This window comes from Anaeromicrobium sp. (genome assembly GCF_025210435.1).
GTDB lineage: Bacteria > Bacillota > Clostridia > Peptostreptococcales > Thermotaleaceae > Anaeromicrobium.
Genome location: NZ_JAOART010000003.1, coordinates 13,402 through 31,765, shown reverse-complemented (window position 1 = coordinate 31,765; position 18,364 = coordinate 13,402). Strand labels below are relative to the sequence as shown.

Below are 18,364 nucleotides of genomic sequence, written 5' to 3'. Positions count from 1 at the left end.
TTATAAGCCCTTCATGGTCAAACTAATTCTTCCCTTTTTCAAATCTATATCTATAATCTTTACCTTAACTCCATCTCCTACAGCTACCACATCCATAGGATTTTTTACAAATTTGTCACTTAATTGGGATATATGAACTAAACCATCCTGCTTTACTCCAATATCCACAAAGGCACCAAAATCCACCACATTTCTTACCGTACCTGTAAGCTCCATATCAACCTTTAGATCTTCCATCTTAAGAACGTCACTTCTAAATACAGGCTTTGGCATTTCTTCTCTTATATCACGGCCTGGCTTCTTTAATTCGCCTATTATATCTAATAGGGTAGGAACTCCTATTTCTAGTTCCCCTGCCATGGTCTTAGTGTCACCATATTTTTCTTTTATTCGCTCTTCCATATCTACCATTTTACCATTTTTTATTTCTTCATTTGTATAGGATAGATCACTAAGTAATTTTAATACTACCTTATAAGACTCGGGATGAACTGCCGTGTTATCTAGTGGGTTTTTCCCATCTGAAATCCTTAAGAAACCTGCACATTGCTGGAATGCCTTATCTCCAAGTCTCTTAACCTTCTTTATTTCTTTCCTATCTTTGAATTTTCCATTTTCCTCCCTATAGGCAACTATATTTTTAGCTATAGATTTGCTTATACCAGATACATATTCAAGGAGTGCTGGAGTTGCTATGTTTAAATCTACACCCACTGTGTTTACACAATCTTCTACTACTCCCGTTAAAGCATCTCCTAACTTACTTTGATTTAAATCATGTTGATATTGACCAACACCTATACTCTTTGGATCTATTTTTACTAATTCAGCTAGGGGGTCTTGAAGTCTTCGTCCTATGGATATGGCTCCACGTATGGATACATTAATATCTGGATATTCTTCTGCTGCAAGCTTAGATGCAGAATATACAGAAGCTCCTGCTTCACTTACTATGGTGTAATATACGGTTTTATCTATCTCCGATAAAAGTTCGGCTACTAGCATTTCCGTTTCACGGGATGCGGTACCATTACCTATAGGAATAATATCTATATCATGTTTATCTATTAATTCTTTTAATATTTCTTTAGATTTTTCCACTTCATTTTGAGGTGCATTAGGATAGATAGTTGTATACTCTAATAATTTACCCGTATCATCTAATACTGATATTTTACATCCTGTTCTATAACTTGGATCTATGGCCAATACTTTAACATTTTTTACTGGTGGAACCATCAAAAGGGGTTTAGTATTCTTAGCAAATACCTTTATGGCTTCATCCTCTGCCCTTTCTGTAAGCATATTTCTAATTTCCCTTTCTATGGATGGGGAAATGAGTCTTTTATATGCATCTGTTATTACTTCCTTTAATATATTTTTATGTTTTTTATTTTCATTATTTATAATACTTTTTTCTAATAATTCTATTATTTCTTCATCAGGACTGATTACTTTTACCTTTAGGGCCTTTTCCTTTTCTCCCCTATTTACGGCAAGTATCCTATGATTTGGAATAGTCTTTACTTTTTCCACATATTCTTTATACATGTCGTATACATTCTCTTCTTCCGTTTCTAATCCTGTTGATTGTATACTACCCTTTTCTACATTTAGGTTCCTTATTTTTTCCCTATAAGTTGCATTATCAGATATGATTTCTGCTATTATATCCATGGCACCCTTTATGGCATCCTCAATTGTATTTACTTCCTTCTCTTCATCTATATATTTTTTAGATTCATTTTCTAAATCATCTATGATTCCCTTTAGTATATCTAAGGCAAAGGGTTCTAATCCCTTTTCCTTTGCTATGGTAGCGCGAGTTCTTCTCTTTTGTTGATAGGGTCTATATAAATCTTCCACCTTTTGAAGTACTTTAGCCCTTAATATTTTATCCCTTAATTCTTCTGTGAGCTTTCCTTGTTCTTCTATGATTCTTATTACTTCTTCTTTTCTTTTTTCTAAATTCCTAAGATAGGTTAACCTATCGTTAAGCTCACGAAGTATTACATCACTAAGTCCCCCTGTTACTTCTTTCCTATATCTAGCTATAAATGGAACTGTACACCCTTCATCTATTAAATTTATAGTACTTTCTATTTGCTTAGTGCTTATATTAAATTCCCTTGATAAAACATCTATTATCATTAGTATCCCCCCTATTTTTGACCCTTTTTCCATTTTAGATATTCATTTATATAAAAATCTATATTTCCATCCATAACAGAACCTACATTTCCTATTTCAGCATTAGTTCTGTGGTCCTTAACTAGATTATATGGATTAAATACATATGACCTTATCTGGCTTCCCCAGGCAATCTGACTATAATCACCCTTTATATCTTCTATCTTCTCTTTGTTCTCAGCTTCCTTTAATTCAATAAGTTTTGACATTAGCATTTTCATGGCCACATCCTTATTCATATGCTGAGACCTTTCATTTTGGCATTGTACTACTACCCCTGTAGGAATATGGGTTATACGTACTGCTGAATCTGTTGTATTAACATGCTGTCCTCCAGCTCCTCCTGCCCTATAGGTGTCTATCTTCAAATCTATAGGATTAATATTCACATTCACATTATCATCTATTTCTGGCATTATGTCTATAGATGCAAAGGAAGTATGCCTCTTTCCAGAAGAATCAAAGGGTGAAATTCTAACTAGTCTATGTACACCCTTTTCCCCTTTTAAATATCCATATACATTCTCTCCCTTTATAAGAAGGGTAACACTTTTGATTCCAGCTTCTGTGTCCCTTATTATATCTAGGGTCTTTACTTTAAATGCCCTTTTATCACACCATCTTAAATACATTCTAAGTAACATTTCTGCCCAGTCTTGAGCATCTAATCCCCCTGCCCCTGCATGGATAGATAGTATGGCATTATTTTTATCATATTCTCCCGATAAAAGGGTTTCTATTCTAAGCTTTTCTATATTTTCATTTAAATCCTTTAATTCCGACTTTATATCCATTTCTAATGATTCATCATTTTCTTCCTGGGCCATTTCTAATAAAATCTCTATTTCTTCATGCTTTTCTTTTAAATTATTAAATGTATCTATTTTATCCTTTAATACCTTAATTTTTTGAAGTATTAATTGAGCCCTATTAGAATCATTCCAAAAATCCCCTTGTATAGTCTTTTTCTCTAATTCTTCTAACTCATTTTCTAATCTCTCCGTGTCAAAGAGACACCCCAAGATTTTTTATTTTTCCATCCATATTTCTTAGCTTTTGATTATATTCTTGAATGTTTAACATATTTCACCATCCTTTTTCTACACACGTATTTAACGCTAAACAAATCGTTTAGCGTTAAATATTTAATAAAATTATTTACTACCACAGCATCTCTTATATTTCTTACCACTTCCACATGGACAAAGTTCATTTCTACCTGTTCTTTGGCCCTTTCTTATGGTTCCTGTAGTGTTGGAATTTGAACTGTTAGTTCCACTGATTATGGCCACTTGCTTTCTTTGTGTATCAGTCTCTGTAGTTACATTAAATAGATACTTTAAAGTTTCCTCTTGAATAGATCCAATCATTTCTTCAAACATATCAAATCCTTCATTTTGGTAAGCACGAACTGGGTCCTCTTGACCATAAGCTCTAAGGCCTATACCTTGTCTTAGCTGATCCATAGCATCTATATGGTCCATCCATCTAGTATCTACTACCCTAAGCATTACCATTCGCTCAAGTTCTCTCATTCGCTCAGGGCCAACCTCATTTTCCTTCTCTTCATATAACTTTTTACCAATTTCTATTATTTCATTGTTGAGACTTTCTATAGTTAAATTCTCCACATTATTAAACTCTAAGCTGTCCTTTGATAAGAATATGGTCCTTAAGTTTTCTTTAAGGCCTTTTAAATTCCATTGTTCTGGATATTGTTCTCCAGCAGTATAGGAATTAACAGCACTCTCCACTAGGGCTTTTAACATGTTCATTATTTCATCTCTCAAGTCATGACCTTCTAATACACGTTTTCTTTCTTTATATATTACATCCCTTTGTTTATTCATTACATCATCATATTGTAGTACATGTTTACGAATACTAAAGTTTCTTCCTTCGACTCTCTTTTGAGCACCTTCTATGGATTTGCTAAGAATTCTAGCCTCTAATGGTTCGTCCTCTTCCATTCCTAACTTTTCTACTACACCTTGAATTCTGTCACTTCCAAATAATCTCATTAAATCATCTTCCAATGATATATAAAATTGCGAAGCCCCCGGGTCTCCTTGACGTCCAGAACGACCCCTTAGCTGATTGTCTATTCTTCGTGATTCGTGTCTTTCTGTACCTATTATATAAAGACCACCTGCATTAAATACCTTTTCATATTCCTTATCCGTATGCTCTTTATATTTATCGTGTAACTTATTGTAAGTTTCACGAGCCTCTATAATGGCCTTATCCTCAGTTGGAGCAAAACTAGTGCTCATGGATATTAGGTAATCTGAGTATCCCTTCTTCTCCATTTCATTTTTAGCCATAAACTCTGGATTTCCACCTAGTTTAATATCCGTTCCACGACCAGCCATATTAGTAGCTATAGTTACTGATCCAAAATGACCTGCTTGAGCCACTATTTCAGCTTCCCTCTCATGTTGTTTAGCATTTAATACTTCATGTTTTATTCCACGCTTTTTAAGTAGTTTACTTATTAGCTCAGAGTCTGATATGGATATGGTACCCACTAATACGGGCTGACCAATTTTATGTCTTTCCTCTATTGTATTTATTACAGCATTTAATTTAGCCATTTTAGACTTATATATAATATCCGATAAATCTTCACGGGCTATAGGTTTATTTGTAGGTACAACTACAACATCCATATTGTATATATGTTTAAATTCTTCTTCTTCCGTCTTAGCAGTACCTGTCATACCAGATAATTTATTATACATTCTAAAGTAGTTTTGTAATGTTACAGTGGCTAAGGTCTTAGATTCCCTTTGTACCTTCATACCTTCCTTTGCTTCTATGGCTTGGTGAAGACCTTCACTAAATCTTCTACCAAACATAAGTCTTCCTGTAAACTCATCTACAATTACTACTTCTCCATCCTTTATTACATAGTCCTTATCCTTCTCCATGGTAGAATGAGCCTTTAGGGCTTGATTAATATGATGGGATAATTGAATATGTTCAGGATCTGCTAAATTGTCTATTCTAAAATGCTCTTCAGCCTTCTTTACACCTGATTTTCCCTCTTCTTCATCATCTGTTAATACTACAGTACCTTCCTTTTCATCTACAGTGTAATCTAACTCCTTCTTTAATGTTCTAACAAACCTATCTGCATCTAAATACATCTTTGTAGATTTTTCTCCAGCACCTGATATGATAAGGGGAGTTCTAGCCTCATCCACAAGGATGGAGTCCACCTCATCTACTATGGCAAAGTTAAGTTCCCTTTGAACCATTTCACTTTTATAAGTGACCATGTTGTCCCTTAAATAATCAAAACCAAATTCATTATTTGTACCATAAGTTATATCTGCATTGTATGCATCACGCCTCTGTTCATTATCCATTCCATGGACTATACAATCTACGCTTAGACCTAAAAAACCATATACCTTGCTCATCCACTGCATGTCACGCTTAGCTAAGTAATCATTTACTGTAACTACATGGACTCCTTTCCCTGTTAGGGCATTTAAATATACAGGTGCTGTAGCCACTAGGGTCTTACCTTCACCCGTTTTCATTTCAGCTATACGCCCTTGATGTATGGCTATACCTCCAAGTAATTGAACCCTATAATGACGCATACCTAAGGACCTTACAGCCCCTTCCCTTACTACGGCAAAGGCCTCTGGTAATATATCCTCTAGAGTTTCTCCCTTATTTAGTCTCTCTTTAAATTCACTTGTTTTATTTCTCAATTCTTCATCTGAAAGTTTTTGTATCTGAGGTTCTAATGCCTCTATCTTATCCACAGTTTTATATAATTTTTTAACTTCCCTATCATTAAATCGTCCTAATATCTTATCAAAAAAACCCATTTGTATCATCCTCTCAATTCTTGCTTTAAACTTAATTTTAACATATATAATTATTAATTAGAATACATATATAGATTTATCAACTTAAAAAAAGGGAAGAACTTTAGTTCTTCCTTTATTTATTCCCACTATATCTAAAATTTATCATTTTACTTCTACTTGAATAGGAATACTTACCATAATAATTATTCATCATTTGACTTTGTGTAAAGACCAAGACTCCAATTGATACTAATATATCACCTATACTCATTATGGATGGACATATATATGGTCTCTTAATAAAAATAAATCGTCCTAAATATTTACTAAATCCTTCTATTTTTTCAAAACTTATATAATTAATTAAATTGTTATTATTAATTTCACTAATACTTTGTCCATAGTTTGTATTTTTCACTAAATCCATGGCTATGGGCATGGCATTTTTGTGTAATATTAAAGCTAGCATATTAAGGAATATTCCTGCAAATATTATCCATAGGGATTTTTTATGAAAATTAAATATTAAAAATACAAGTATTAAACCTAAGGATACTATATATGCATAAGGAACAATATGACTACTCCAACTATAAGATCCTATAAACATGGACAAAAACTGAATTAATAGGGCAACTATTATTAATGGCCACATTTTCATCTTAATCCGTCCTATACTCCATAGCCTTCCGCCTCTTAACTTTCCTATTATTACACCTAATGTGATTCCCTCTAAAAACATGCGGTTCACCTCATCTTAATTATAAAAGTTTAATTTTTTTTATAATATCACAAATATGTCTTTTCTCCAAATTTTCATTAAATTTTGTTAGTTTGTGTATATGGAATATTTCTATGTGTAATTAGGTATATCCTTTAATATAAATAAATTTTAGGTTAAGAACTTTGGTAAAGTACACTAAGAAAGCCCTCTTATATTTAAATTTATAAGAAGGCTTTTATCCATATAATATTATATCTTATTTAAAAAGAAGGTTCTATTAAACCATAATTTCCATCTTTCCTTTTATATATTACATTTACATCATCTGTTTCAGCATTTGTAAATACATAGAAGCTATGTCCTAATAACTCCATTTGAAGTATTGCTTCTTCTTCACCCATAGGTTTCATTGCAAATTTTTTAGTCTTTACAATCTTTGCATCTAACTGACTGTCTTCATAAGCAGGGATATGTTCAAACCTTATATGATTATGTCCTCTATATTTTCTCTCTAGCTTAGTTTTATGTTTTCTTATCTGACTATTTAATTTGTCCACTGCCTTATCTATAGCAGAATACATATCTTCAGTGGCTTCTTCCACCCTAAGTATGGAACCATTAATAGGAATAGTTATCTCAATAATTTGTCTATTCTTTTGAACACCCATCGTTACTTGAGCTTCTGTATCCTCCTTGAAGTATTTGTCGAATTTCTCCAATTTCATTTCTACTGCTGCCTTTAAAGCTGGAGTCACTACCACATTCTTTCCATTGACTTTGATTCTCATATACTTCAGCCCCTTCCAAAATAATAGGTAAAAGATGTTTTTAAATCTTAACCCTTTATCCTTTATATAATTAATATTCATATAATATGAATTATATTTACACTTTTTATATATGGACAAGTTTTTCATATTACATTCATACCCTTTAAATAAAAATATAAACATGTAATTTGATTTTTTTCTAAAAGAAGGTGCAAAAATTTATTTATACTTATAGTATGGTAGAAAGTCCACCTTATAATACTTTATAATCATATCTTATTTAAGGCATATTCAACAATTATAATAATTTTTTATAAAATAAAAAACCCCCATATTAATATGGAAGTTTTAACTTGCATAATCATAGCTGACCTGGTCTTTGCCCCCACACTCGCCTGCTGGAAGGTTTGCTCCGGGTTTGCCTCACTATTACTTCTCTCAGATTTAACTGGCAGGTCTTACTTCTAAGCCGCACCATGATCAATAATTTACTTTTTAAAATTACCTTACGTGGGTCCTTTTGCCTGCGACTGGCTTGGACTTTCAACCACAGACCTACATCATGCACAATATATTATACACTCTTTTTAAAGAAATATCAATTATTATTATCTAAAAAGACACCACTTACGGAAGCATATTTTTTATTATAGGCAGATGCAATTTTTCTACTGCTTTGTTGAACTTTTACATTTTTCATTTTTTTCTTTAATTCGTTAAATTCATTTTCTACTAATAGTGTATTTTCGTCATCTATTTTCTTTATATCCTCTAAGTATTCCATGATTTTTTCTATTCTGGTTTTTACTTCTACAAATTGAGGATATTGGGTTAAGGATATTTCTTCCATGGATTTTACATTTAAAAGAGTTTTCACTTCATTAAATACTTTTAAAAACTCCATATCTAATTCATTTATTTTGTCTATTATTTTTTGTTTTTCCTTTATATTATTTGTTAATTTACCCATATCTGTTGTAAGGACTATATGGTTTTGATTCTTTGTCATTTGTAGCATCTTTTTTAAAAGTTCAAGCTTATTATCACATATATTTATTAATTCATTTATTTTATTCATAATAACCTACTTTTTATTAGCTATTTCCATAGCTTCCTTCCAAGTATCTCTTAGTTCTGTAACTAATTCTAGTACTTCGTCTAATATTTCCTTATCCTTTCTCATGTTAGCATCTGCCAATCTTTTAGACATATAAAAGTATAAACTCCTCAAGTTCTTAGATATATCATATTGCATATCTAATGTGGAATTTAATTCTATTATTATATCATCAGCTCTTATTATAGCATTATGGGCATTTTCTATGCTCTTATTATCTACATGTATCTTTGCCTGGCTTATGAACTTTATGATTCCATTAAAAAGCATTAAGGTTAACCCTTCCCTTGACGCTTGAATTATATTATTTTGTTTATATTGATTTAATCCTGCATATGGATTTCTCATTGCCATACTTATCTACTCCCTTTCTACAGGTGACTTATCTGAATTTATGCTAAAAACTTTAGACTTTTACTCACTACTACATTTGTCCCGCTAACCAGGAACTTTGAGATTGCATTTCGCTTATGGCTTTCTCCATAGCAGTAAATTGAGCCCAGTACCTACCTTCAACCTTAATAAGCCTTGCTTCTTCCCTTCCAATTCTTTTTTCAAATGAGGATATCTCTTCGTCTATTAAACTTACGGACCCCCTTCTTCCATCTGTTCCCTTAACAAAGTCTAGTAAAATAGTACTCTTAACATGTCTATATAGTTCCGTATTATCTCCTGTTCCAGATTTATCTATGATTTCTTTCATGCCATCTATCATATCATCATACATGCGATTTACAATACCTGACTTAGAACTATTATCCTTATCCGATGGGCTGAATAATAAGTTCATCACTCCCTCTCCATCATTCCTAATAGCATCCTTAAGTCTTTTTTCATCTATTACTAATTTTCCTTTATCCTTCCATTCCCCTGTAGTAATACCTATATCAAATAATTGATCATATGGAGATAGATTCCCACTATCCGTTTCTACAGGTTCATATAATCCACTTCTCACATTTTGCATTAAGCTTTCAATATATTTATCATTTCTTAAAAGTCCACTCTTTGCCTTTTCTTCCCAAAGCTTTATGTCATTTTCCTTCATGGCTTTCTTTTGGTCTTTTGTAAGAGGGTCATATTTTCTGTATCTTTTTTCTGCTATTTTTTCATTTAATTTTCCTATTAATTCATTATACTTATCCACAAAACCCTTTATTTTATCGTATACACCATCCACATCCGTGTCTACTTTTATGGTATATTCCGTACCAGTATTTGCTGGTTTTGAGTTTAGATTTATATCTATTCCATTTACAGAAAATGTGTTGGAAGAATATTTCAAATTTTTAGCTCCATCAAATTCAATAATTGCATCTTGTCCTTGTGCTTTCTTTCCATTATTCCAATCTAAAAGATCCTGTTCCATTTTAAATTTAGAACTTGCTCCAGTTAATAATCCTCCCGTATCGCCACCAGTTTTTACTTTTATCTGTGAATTCTCCCCAGTTTCCTTTGTAGCTAAAAATAATCTTCCATTAGCATCATCAAAGCTAGCTTGAATTCCCAATGGCTCTCCATCAGAACTTTGTGCGTTATTTATTTTATTAACAAATTCTTCAATAGTATCTGACCCCTTGTAATTTATATCAACTTCCTTTGTCGTTCCATCTACAATTATTTCAAAGGTAATCTTTCCGTCAGCAATCCCTAATTCACTTAAGGTATTTTCTGATTTTGCCGTCTTACCACCTATTTGCACCTCACCAGTACTACCAACATTAACACCTTCAGCAAGCTGTGTTATCTTCATAGTATGGGTTCCTGTCGGAGCACTTGTAGTTGCATTTGCAGTGAATATACTTTCGTCAGAAGATGTGGCCTTGTTTACCCAGTCTAATGTGTCTGACGTTCTATAATAACTAGTTGTGCCAAATAAATCTTTCCTAGTATCTAAAATAAACTGTGAAATAGATTTATTAATATCATTGTATTGTTCTTGCCTCCATACTGAAAGCTGTTTATCCTGTTGTATTTTATCTACCTTTCTTCTTTCAGCCTTCATAAGGTCTGCAACCATAGTGTCCGTATCCATACCAGAGGCTATACCACTTATTCTCATACTGCCCATTTAATCCCCCCCCTACGCCTTAGTGTCTAATATTAATCCCGTTCTCTCAAGTACAGCAGCTACCATATCTAATACCTTCTCTGATGGTATCTCCCTTATTACTTCGTGGGTATCATCATTTATAACTTTTACCATAATTTCATTAGTTTTATCATGGATTGCAAATTTTAAAGATGTGTTTCTAAAAGGTAAATCGCTATTCATCTTTTGAATTTCTTTCATTAGTTGCTTTTCACCATTAAATTCCTTATTTTTTTTCTTATTACCATTATCAATCTGTGCTTTTACCTGTTGAGTACTTCTCACAACCTCCACATTTTCTACCTTTTTATATTCCATACCATTGTTGTTCATAGCATCTACTCTCATTATTCACCCTATCCTTTCCCATTAAAATTATTTTGAGTATACACCTTGTCCATTCCATAACCATTATATCTATTTAGGTCATTACTTTCACACATACTTAATTCATTCCACGCCTCATACAAAGGTCTTATAATTTTAATACTTTCTCTGTATTTATCTATATCTTTAAAATTATACCCTTCATCTATTAATTTGTTTACATATAATAATAGACCTCTAATATTATTAGAAATTTTATTATCTCCCTCTGTGATTAAGAAAAATTCATTTAATATATTTTTACATTTTTTTATATGTATATATTCTATTTCTTCATTTTCAATTTTAACTATACAATTTTCCATATATCTTATTAATAATTCATACATTACAGCTACAAGTCCTGCTTCATTTGATGTACTTATTTTATTAATGTAATATTTGTTATCCATAAATCTAAATCACCTACTACAATAATTGAAGTACAGCCTGTGGCTTTTGATTAGCTTGTGATAACATGGCCATACCTGATTGTTGTAATATGTTTAATTTTGTGAACTCTGCCATTTCATAGGCCATATCTGCATCTTCTACTTTAGACAAAGCGGTAGTTATATTTAATTCACTATTATCTATATTACTAATTATTCTTTCAAGTCCATTTTGATATGCTCCTAATTGACTTCTAACACTAGATATTTTACTAATGGCTTTATCCAGTTCTGTGGCTATATTTCCAGAATTAACATCTAATCCATCTACGCCTAAGGACTTTGCATCCATATTTTCCAAATTTAATTCAAGTAATTGACCTTTATTAGCACCCACTTGTAACTCTAATTTTTTATCCTTTTCATTTAAAAGTTTATTTTTATTAAAATCCGTATCCTTTGCTACCCTATCTATTTCCTCAACTAGCTCATCAATCTGCTTTTGTATATTATCTTTATCCTCAGAATTTAAGGTCCCAGTAGCTCCCTGAACACCTAATTCTCTTATTCTTTGACACATGCTCTGCATTTCAGCTAAAGCACCATCTGCCGTTTGAACTAAGGATATGCCATCTAGTGCATTTTGTGATGCCATCCTAAGTCCCCTAATTTGGTCGTGCATTTTTGAAGCTATTGCCATCCCCGCAGCATCATCACTGGCTTTATTAATTCTTTTTCCAGATGATAATCTTTCTAGTACATTGCTATTTTCATTGTATGTTCTACTAAGTAGTCTATGGGCATTCATTGCAGATAAATTAGTTCTTATTCTCATAACGTCCCTCCTATTCACCATTTATATCGGAAAAAAAATACTAAGGCTTTATACCTTTAGTCTTTTTTTCATCTACTTTTTCAATATATTCTAATATTTTAGGTACTATCTTATATACTCTCTCAGGAATTACTACTTGTAAGTGATTTTTTTCTTCATGTTCATATATATTATAAGCCTTCTTTATATTCTTTTTCATAATTCCCCCCCTATACGACCATGTCTACAAAGGATGCACTAGAATATTTTATATGGTCCATATCCTTCTTATTTTCATCGTCTTTAATAATATTTAAAATATCTAAACTATATCCTACTGATTCTAAGTTTTCCTTTAGAAAGTTTTCAAAACCTTCAAATTCATCAATGGCATCTGGAGTTTTTGTAGCTATTTCTATATTCACATTATTATTTTTAATGTTTACATTTATGTTTAATTTTCCCAAGCTATTAGTTTCCACATACAAAGCCATATTTAAACCATCAGACATTACTTCCTTATTTTTCATATATATTTGAAAATTTTTCATATTACCATTTATCTCTATGGGAATATCTATGAATGTATCCCTACTATTTAGCTTTTTATACAGACGTATATTATTTACCATATCCTCCATTTGATCCTTATTATGTTGAGATAAATCACTATTGTTATGCATATTCTCCATTAGATTTAATAATTTCTCATATTCTTTTTCTATATCTTTTCCTGCTTTCACATTATCTGAAATATCCTTTGATAATCTTTTCATTTCTTTTATCTGTTCTTCTATAATAGGAGATGTTTCTAAGGAGGTTAATGCCTTTTCCATAGTTTCCATAAGACTTTCTTCTCCTTTTAATATACTCTGAACTCTGTCTATTTCATTTAATGTTAAGTTAATATTATTTTTAAATATTATTGGTAATATATCCTTGTCATATTTAGATATATTTTTTATAATATTCAATTTAGTATCATATGCCTTTTTCACCTTAAATCTATTTATTTCTTCCATAGGCATAGTAAGTACATTATAAGCCCTTTTAGTCATCTCTATTATCTTTTCTGGTGTTAATGTACTTTGGATTTTATCGTACTCCCTTTGTATATTATCTATTTTATTTAATTCTACTTCTTCTATTTTTTTATTTATTTTAATAAAATTCATTTCATCATATGTTTTTTCTATGTTACTTAATGTGAAAGTTAGTTTTCTTCCTACATGATAAGTAATGTGCTCCGGTTTTAAAGTTTTAATTTTGTCTAATATTTTACCTACATCTAATACTCTCTTTAATCCCTTTACTAAAAGAGATTTCTCCTCTTTAACATGTTCTGCTGAAAAAGGATTTTTATTTTTAAGAGGTTCTATTTCACTATTAATTTTATCTACTTTTTTCTCTAGTACCTCTATATGTTCATCTTCTATATTCCCATCTATCGCCCTAGATAATTTATTAACTATTTTATAATCTAATTTGTCATTAAGGTTATCTATGGTCTTCCTTACTTTTACTACTTTTGTATTTTCTTCACTTTGTATATTCATATTATTGTCTTTTATAGTTGTACTTTCATATATATTGGCAACCATATTAGAGCCACTTATTCCCCCTATATCACCATTAGTAATATTCATTTTATTTTTATACAAACTCTCTATACTAATAATTTCTTCTTCCCTATATAAACTAATTATAATCTCATCTTCTATATCCTTTATACAATCTAGTTTATAAAATAGATTGTATACTTTATCAACATTATCCTTATTTACTTCTATGCCCTCTTTATGAAGGGATTTTATAATATCTAGTATGTCCTTTCCCGCTTCTTTGCCATATATAGACTTAGCAATTTTTTGTGCTTCTTCTGTGCTAAGGTCCTCAACCTTATTCTCTACCTGTATGCTATCTTTATTAATAGCTTCTATTGCCTTTCCTATCTTATATAGAGAATCCTTAGATATATCTATATTCTTTTCTTCTAATTTAATAGCCATATGATAATCTAGATTTTCCTTTACTATATCTAAATAATCTTTAGAAGCTACCATGGCTCCCACATTTTCACTATTTACCTTCATGCCATTTTCTTCAAGTTCCTTTATGGCTTCTATGTTTTTATCATTAAGTTCCAATCCCATAGATTTTAATATGGTCTCATACCTATTTTTAGTTATATTATCTTCCTTTACTACTTCCATCTTTTTTATTTGATTTCTCTTTAAATTTACTTTATCTCCCACTTGTATATCCATATCTTCTTTTAGGGTTATATTCAGCTTATTAGTCTTTGTTTGAAGGACCAGTTCCTTCTTATCCTTTTCTAAAACAATTCCTTCCACATTTAAATTATTTTTAGGTAAACTGTCGTATGAATTTATTTTATTTAATATATTATTCTTTATATCTAACAATTTAATCTCCCACCTCATATACTTTCTATAATATATATCGGCATATTTACATTAAAGTTAAAGTTTTTTCCCTAATGAACATATATTCAAATTATAGAATAGGGACGGTTAATCCGCCCCTATTTTATAATTTCAAGTCTATTTTTCAGTTTGAATAAATCTTCTTCCGTTTTACTTTCTTTGTATTTTATGAACTCTATATCTTCAGATATTTTTCTCATTTCCATAGTATTTTAAGCAATGTTTTCTGCATTAATAAATACTTGTTCGTGGATTGAATCAATTTTTTTGTTCATATGCTTTTGTTCTTCTTTTAATTCATATACATCTTCTTTTAGTTTAGACATATCTTCTTTCAATTCACATACATCTTCTTTTACCATATTTATATCATCTTTAATAGTACCCATATGACTTTTCATATCTTTTATCTCTACAAGGATTTCTTTAAGTAGTTTTTCCAAGTTAATCTCTCCTCCGTATCTATATTATAATAATTATATCATAATATTTTTTATATATTATTAAAAAAAAATGTCATAATTGCCGATATGTATAGTATAATAGGTTCTATATATTAAGGAGTGTTTTAGTTGAATAATATAACTAATATGATAAATAAAATACCTAAACTACAAATGAATAAAATACAAAAAACTCCCCCCCTTGTGAAGTTAGATTCAGAAAAGACTATTAAATTCAAGGACCAATTTAATAAGTTAAAATCTGAAGATGTGAAAGAAAAGCTAGAAGACCTTTATTCTAAAATAACGGAAAAGGCAGATAGATTATCTGATAAATTGTATATTCAAGATATGATAGAATATAAAAAGTTGGTAAAGGAATTTATGGATGTGGCCGTTACTAATTCTTATATGTTTGAAAAGGATAATTTTTTAGATAGAAGGGGTCGTCACAGGGTCTTTACTAAGGTTAAGAAGGTTGACAAGGCCCTTAGTGAATTGACAAATGAGTTTTTAAGTGGTGAAGTGGATAGGATAAATGTGGTAAAAAGGTTAGATGACATTAAGGGTATGCTTATGGATATGTTTATGTAAATAGGGACGATTACTCGTCCCTCATTTTATCTAATTATAAGCGTACAGGATTATACGTATATAGTTATACAACTATTATTTTCACGATTTCTGCTTCGCAACTACAACAATATTTTTATTAATTGTTGTAGATAATCCACTACATTTCTTACAAAAGTCAACATACCCTTTTTCAGTATAGCCTAATCTAAACTCTATCAATTCTTTTTTCTTTTTCAGGTTAAACGTAGTAAGGTCATAATAATCATTGCAAGAATCTACATTCAAACCCGCTTTCATAGCATAGCTGGCATAATTACAGCTATATATCTTTTTATCACGTAATTCCTGAAAAGGATTTTTGCAAGCTTCATAGAAATCCATTAATTTTTGATCATTCCAATCATAATGATTTGTTGTTAAAGGGCAAAGATCAATCCAACTATCCACTTTGTTTATGAAGTACTCAATACAATGCGCTTTCATCTTATTCATTACCTTCTCAAATCTTTGTTTATTTTGAGGTAAAGCCTCTGTATAATCATCCAAAATAACATTCACATTATGCTTTTTTAATATTTTACATATTTCATCAGATAGTATAATAGTGCCATTTGTTGTTATCTCCAACCTATATATTTTTTTTCTATAATTATTATCAATATATTCGATTAAATGACCAAGTTGCGGATAAAGCAAAGGTTCTCCGCCGCTGATATGGAATAATCCAATATAATCTACACATTGAAAAAATATATCAACATCTGCTTTTAAAATATTCAAATCTATATCTGTTTGATTTTTGTTATACGGATTAAAGTTTAGACAAGCTTCACAATTCAAATTACATCTTGTAGTTGGTAAAAAAGATATGGAAGGAAAGTAAACCTTATCTCTTACATACCCCGAATAAATTGGCAAAAATCGTTGCACAGTAAAACAATCTACATCCTCTTCATATCCAAATGCTTGCATTTTTTCCATAATGGTTATAGTGTTTTGAATAGAAGCTGCAACTATGACAATATGCTCCTCTTTAGATGTTTGGAAAAATTCTTCAGGTGACAACACTTTCAAATCAAGATATCCTGCTTTTTGTTTAGCTCTATCTGCATCAATAAATTTAATTTCACAATCAAAATCATCAAAAGTTCTAAACATATGCAAAAATTCCATACCAAGCTTACCAGCACCATAAATATAGATTTTTTTTATTCCTTTTAAATAAACACCTTGCTTATCAAATTCATAACCTCTATTAGTCCACTTCATAGGATAACTCCTTTTTAAAATATTTTATTTATATCAATATCCTTTGTATAAAACTTAAATTCCCTTAAAAATGAAATTATGAATGCAAATTAAATCGTCGAAACATAGTTATATAGAATTATTTAAAGGAATTGTTTGAGCAATCTTTCCATCAAGCTGTTGTTTCGTTATTACATAAGGATATTCATCATTTTTCATTTTCAATACTACCTCCGTAGGAGTTCGCATTGCTACAATTACTAATGTATTATTTTTAATTTCATATAACTGTTTAGGTGAAATACAAGAAACCCCATTAATGCTGCTACCCCATTTTTCAGGATTGTTATCGGCAAATAAATCAATTTTAATTAACCTGCTATGAAGATCATAGTATAACCTTTCACCATAATGCCCTGCTCCAAAAACACAGATTTTTTCTGCATTTCCATTTGAAAAACTATCTATGCATTCCTTGAATTTTTCGAGACCTCCCCAAATATTTTGGGGCCCATCTATTCTCATTAATTTCTCCATAACAATTTTATATTCTTCCATTAAAGCATAATCTTTCATTAATCCTGCAATTTTATTATATAATATTGCAGGATGTATAAAAATTTCATCTATTTCTTTATCTGATAAAGAATTGATAAATTTCATATAAAGAGTACCTACTTCTTTAGTAAAACAAGAAATAGTATTCGTACCTGATTCTTTATGTATACGAATCTTTATCAACGATTCAGGAATAAAAATAGTTTTCTGCCCACGAAACATGCGATACCACATATCATAATCTTGCGTTGTAATTAGCTTTTCATCAAACAAGCCCACACGCTCAAAATGACTTTTATGAATCAAAAGTGTACAACCATGAATTATGTTCTGTAAAATTGGGAATACAGAATTAGTTAACTTACTTAGAGAAAAAATTTTGCTCAAATTAGTAGAATCAATTGTATTCGTTTCTACTTCTAATATATCATAATCGCTATAAACTAGAGCAGACATATCTCCATGCTCCTGCAAAGCTTGGATTTCACGATTAAGCTTATTTGGATAATACATATCATCGTGAGATAACCAAGAAAAATATTGGCCACGCATTTCTTGAATTGCAAGATTAAGGGCTGTTGCAACGCCACCATTTTCTTTATAAAAATACCTAATTTTAGTGCCGTATGATAATGCAATTTTCTCCGTAATACCTCCATCATTCGAACCATCATTAACTACAATCACTTCAAAATTTGAATAGGTTTGTGACAAGGCACTGTCTATAGCTTCTTTTAAATAATTTTGTCCATTATAAACTGGAATAACAATTGATACCATAGGTGTATTCATATGATTCC

17 protein-coding genes are annotated in these 18,364 nt (G+C 30.8%); 1 reads left to right on the top strand and 16 read right to left on the bottom strand.

The genetic code is table 11. The features are described 5' to 3' along the window. From N4A57_RS00350 to N4A57_RS00285, 14 genes are all read right to left on the bottom strand, one after another. Positions 1-2,151 (bottom strand): Tex family protein, encoded by a 2,151-nt coding sequence (locus tag N4A57_RS00350; RefSeq protein WP_293655292.1) that lies wholly within the window; start codon positions 2,149-2,151, stop codon positions 1-3. 11 nt (positions 2,152-2,162) lie between these two features. After that, a protein-coding gene (gene prfB / locus N4A57_RS00345; RefSeq protein WP_293655290.1) for a peptide chain release factor 2 occupies positions 2,163-3,273 on the bottom strand; the annotation gives its coding sequence in 2 pieces (ribosomal slippage) (positions 2,163-3,197 and positions 3,199-3,273; 1,110 coding nt in all). Between the two features lie 71 nt (positions 3,274-3,344). Beyond that, positions 3,345-6,035 carry a preprotein translocase subunit SecA gene (gene secA, locus N4A57_RS00340; RefSeq protein ID WP_293655289.1) on the bottom strand — a complete coding sequence of 897 codons (2,691 nt, stop codon included), beginning with the start codon at positions 6,033-6,035 and terminating at the stop codon, positions 3,345-3,347. Positions 6,036-6,150: 115 nt separating this feature from the next. Continuing rightward, positions 6,151-6,759, bottom strand: coding sequence for a DUF5317 family protein (locus tag N4A57_RS00335; RefSeq protein WP_293655287.1), 609 nt, complete (start codon positions 6,757-6,759; stop codon positions 6,151-6,153). A 242-nt stretch (positions 6,760-7,001) separates the two neighbouring features. Next, positions 7,002-7,529: a ribosome hibernation-promoting factor, HPF/YfiA family gene (gene hpf / locus N4A57_RS00330; RefSeq protein ID WP_293655285.1), complete on the bottom strand. Its 528-nt coding sequence runs from the start codon at positions 7,527-7,529 to the stop codon at positions 7,002-7,004. Positions 7,530-8,109: 580 nt separating this feature from the next. Continuing rightward, positions 8,110-8,589, bottom strand: a complete 480-nt coding sequence (locus N4A57_RS00325; RefSeq protein ID WP_293655284.1) for a flagellar protein FlgN — start codon at positions 8,587-8,589, stop codon at positions 8,110-8,112. Positions 8,590-8,595: 6 nt separating this feature from the next. After that, entirely contained in the window at positions 8,596-8,982 is a 387-nt protein-coding gene (fliS, locus tag N4A57_RS00320) for a flagellar export chaperone FliS (RefSeq protein WP_293655283.1), read from the bottom strand. A gap of 70 nt (positions 8,983-9,052) precedes the next feature. Then, positions 9,053-10,699: a flagellar filament capping protein FliD gene (gene fliD, locus N4A57_RS00315; RefSeq protein WP_293655281.1), complete on the bottom strand. Its 1,647-nt coding sequence runs from the start codon at positions 10,697-10,699 to the stop codon at positions 9,053-9,055. Between the two features lie 12 nt (positions 10,700-10,711). Beyond that, the gene (locus N4A57_RS00310; protein WP_293655279.1) at positions 10,712-11,068 is read right to left on the bottom strand and encodes a flagellar protein FlaG; all 357 of its coding nucleotides are present in this window, start codon (positions 11,066-11,068) and stop codon (positions 10,712-10,714) included. 8 nt (positions 11,069-11,076) lie between these two features. Beyond that, positions 11,077-11,499: a flagellar export chaperone FliS gene (locus N4A57_RS00305; protein WP_293655277.1), complete on the bottom strand. Its 423-nt coding sequence runs from the start codon at positions 11,497-11,499 to the stop codon at positions 11,077-11,079. A 16-nt stretch (positions 11,500-11,515) separates the two neighbouring features. Then, positions 11,516-12,313 (bottom strand): flagellin N-terminal helical domain-containing protein, encoded by a 798-nt coding sequence (locus N4A57_RS00300; protein ID WP_293655275.1) that lies wholly within the window; start codon positions 12,311-12,313, stop codon positions 11,516-11,518. A gap of 40 nt (positions 12,314-12,353) precedes the next feature. After that, the gene (locus tag N4A57_RS00295) at positions 12,354-12,512 is read right to left on the bottom strand and encodes a hypothetical protein (RefSeq protein ID WP_293655273.1); all 159 of its coding nucleotides are present in this window, start codon (positions 12,510-12,512) and stop codon (positions 12,354-12,356) included. Positions 12,513-12,522: 10 nt separating this feature from the next. Continuing rightward, on the bottom strand, positions 12,523-14,718 hold the full coding sequence (locus tag N4A57_RS00290; protein ID WP_293655272.1) for a hypothetical protein: 2,196 nt from the start codon (positions 14,716-14,718) through the stop codon (positions 12,523-12,525). Between the two features lie 233 nt (positions 14,719-14,951). Then, the gene (locus tag N4A57_RS00285) at positions 14,952-15,182 is read right to left on the bottom strand and encodes a hypothetical protein (protein WP_293655270.1); all 231 of its coding nucleotides are present in this window, start codon (positions 15,180-15,182) and stop codon (positions 14,952-14,954) included. A gap of 129 nt (positions 15,183-15,311) precedes the next feature. On the opposite strand from N4A57_RS00285, the gene N4A57_RS00280 reads away from it, so the two are divergent. Further along, positions 15,312-15,776 carry a YaaR family protein gene (locus N4A57_RS00280; RefSeq protein ID WP_293655268.1) on the top strand — a complete coding sequence of 155 codons (465 nt, stop codon included), beginning with the start codon at positions 15,312-15,314 and terminating at the stop codon, positions 15,774-15,776. 81 nt (positions 15,777-15,857) lie between these two features. Here the strand turns inward: N4A57_RS00280 and N4A57_RS00275 are convergent, their stop codons facing one another. Beyond that, positions 15,858-17,027, bottom strand: coding sequence for a radical SAM protein (locus N4A57_RS00275; RefSeq protein WP_293655266.1), 1,170 nt, complete (start codon positions 17,025-17,027; stop codon positions 15,858-15,860). Positions 17,028-17,135: 108 nt separating this feature from the next. Then, the gene (locus N4A57_RS00270; protein WP_293655264.1) at positions 17,136-18,356 is read right to left on the bottom strand and encodes a glycosyltransferase family 2 protein; all 1,221 of its coding nucleotides are present in this window, start codon (positions 18,354-18,356) and stop codon (positions 17,136-17,138) included. Positions 18,357-18,364 lie beyond the last annotated feature (8 nt).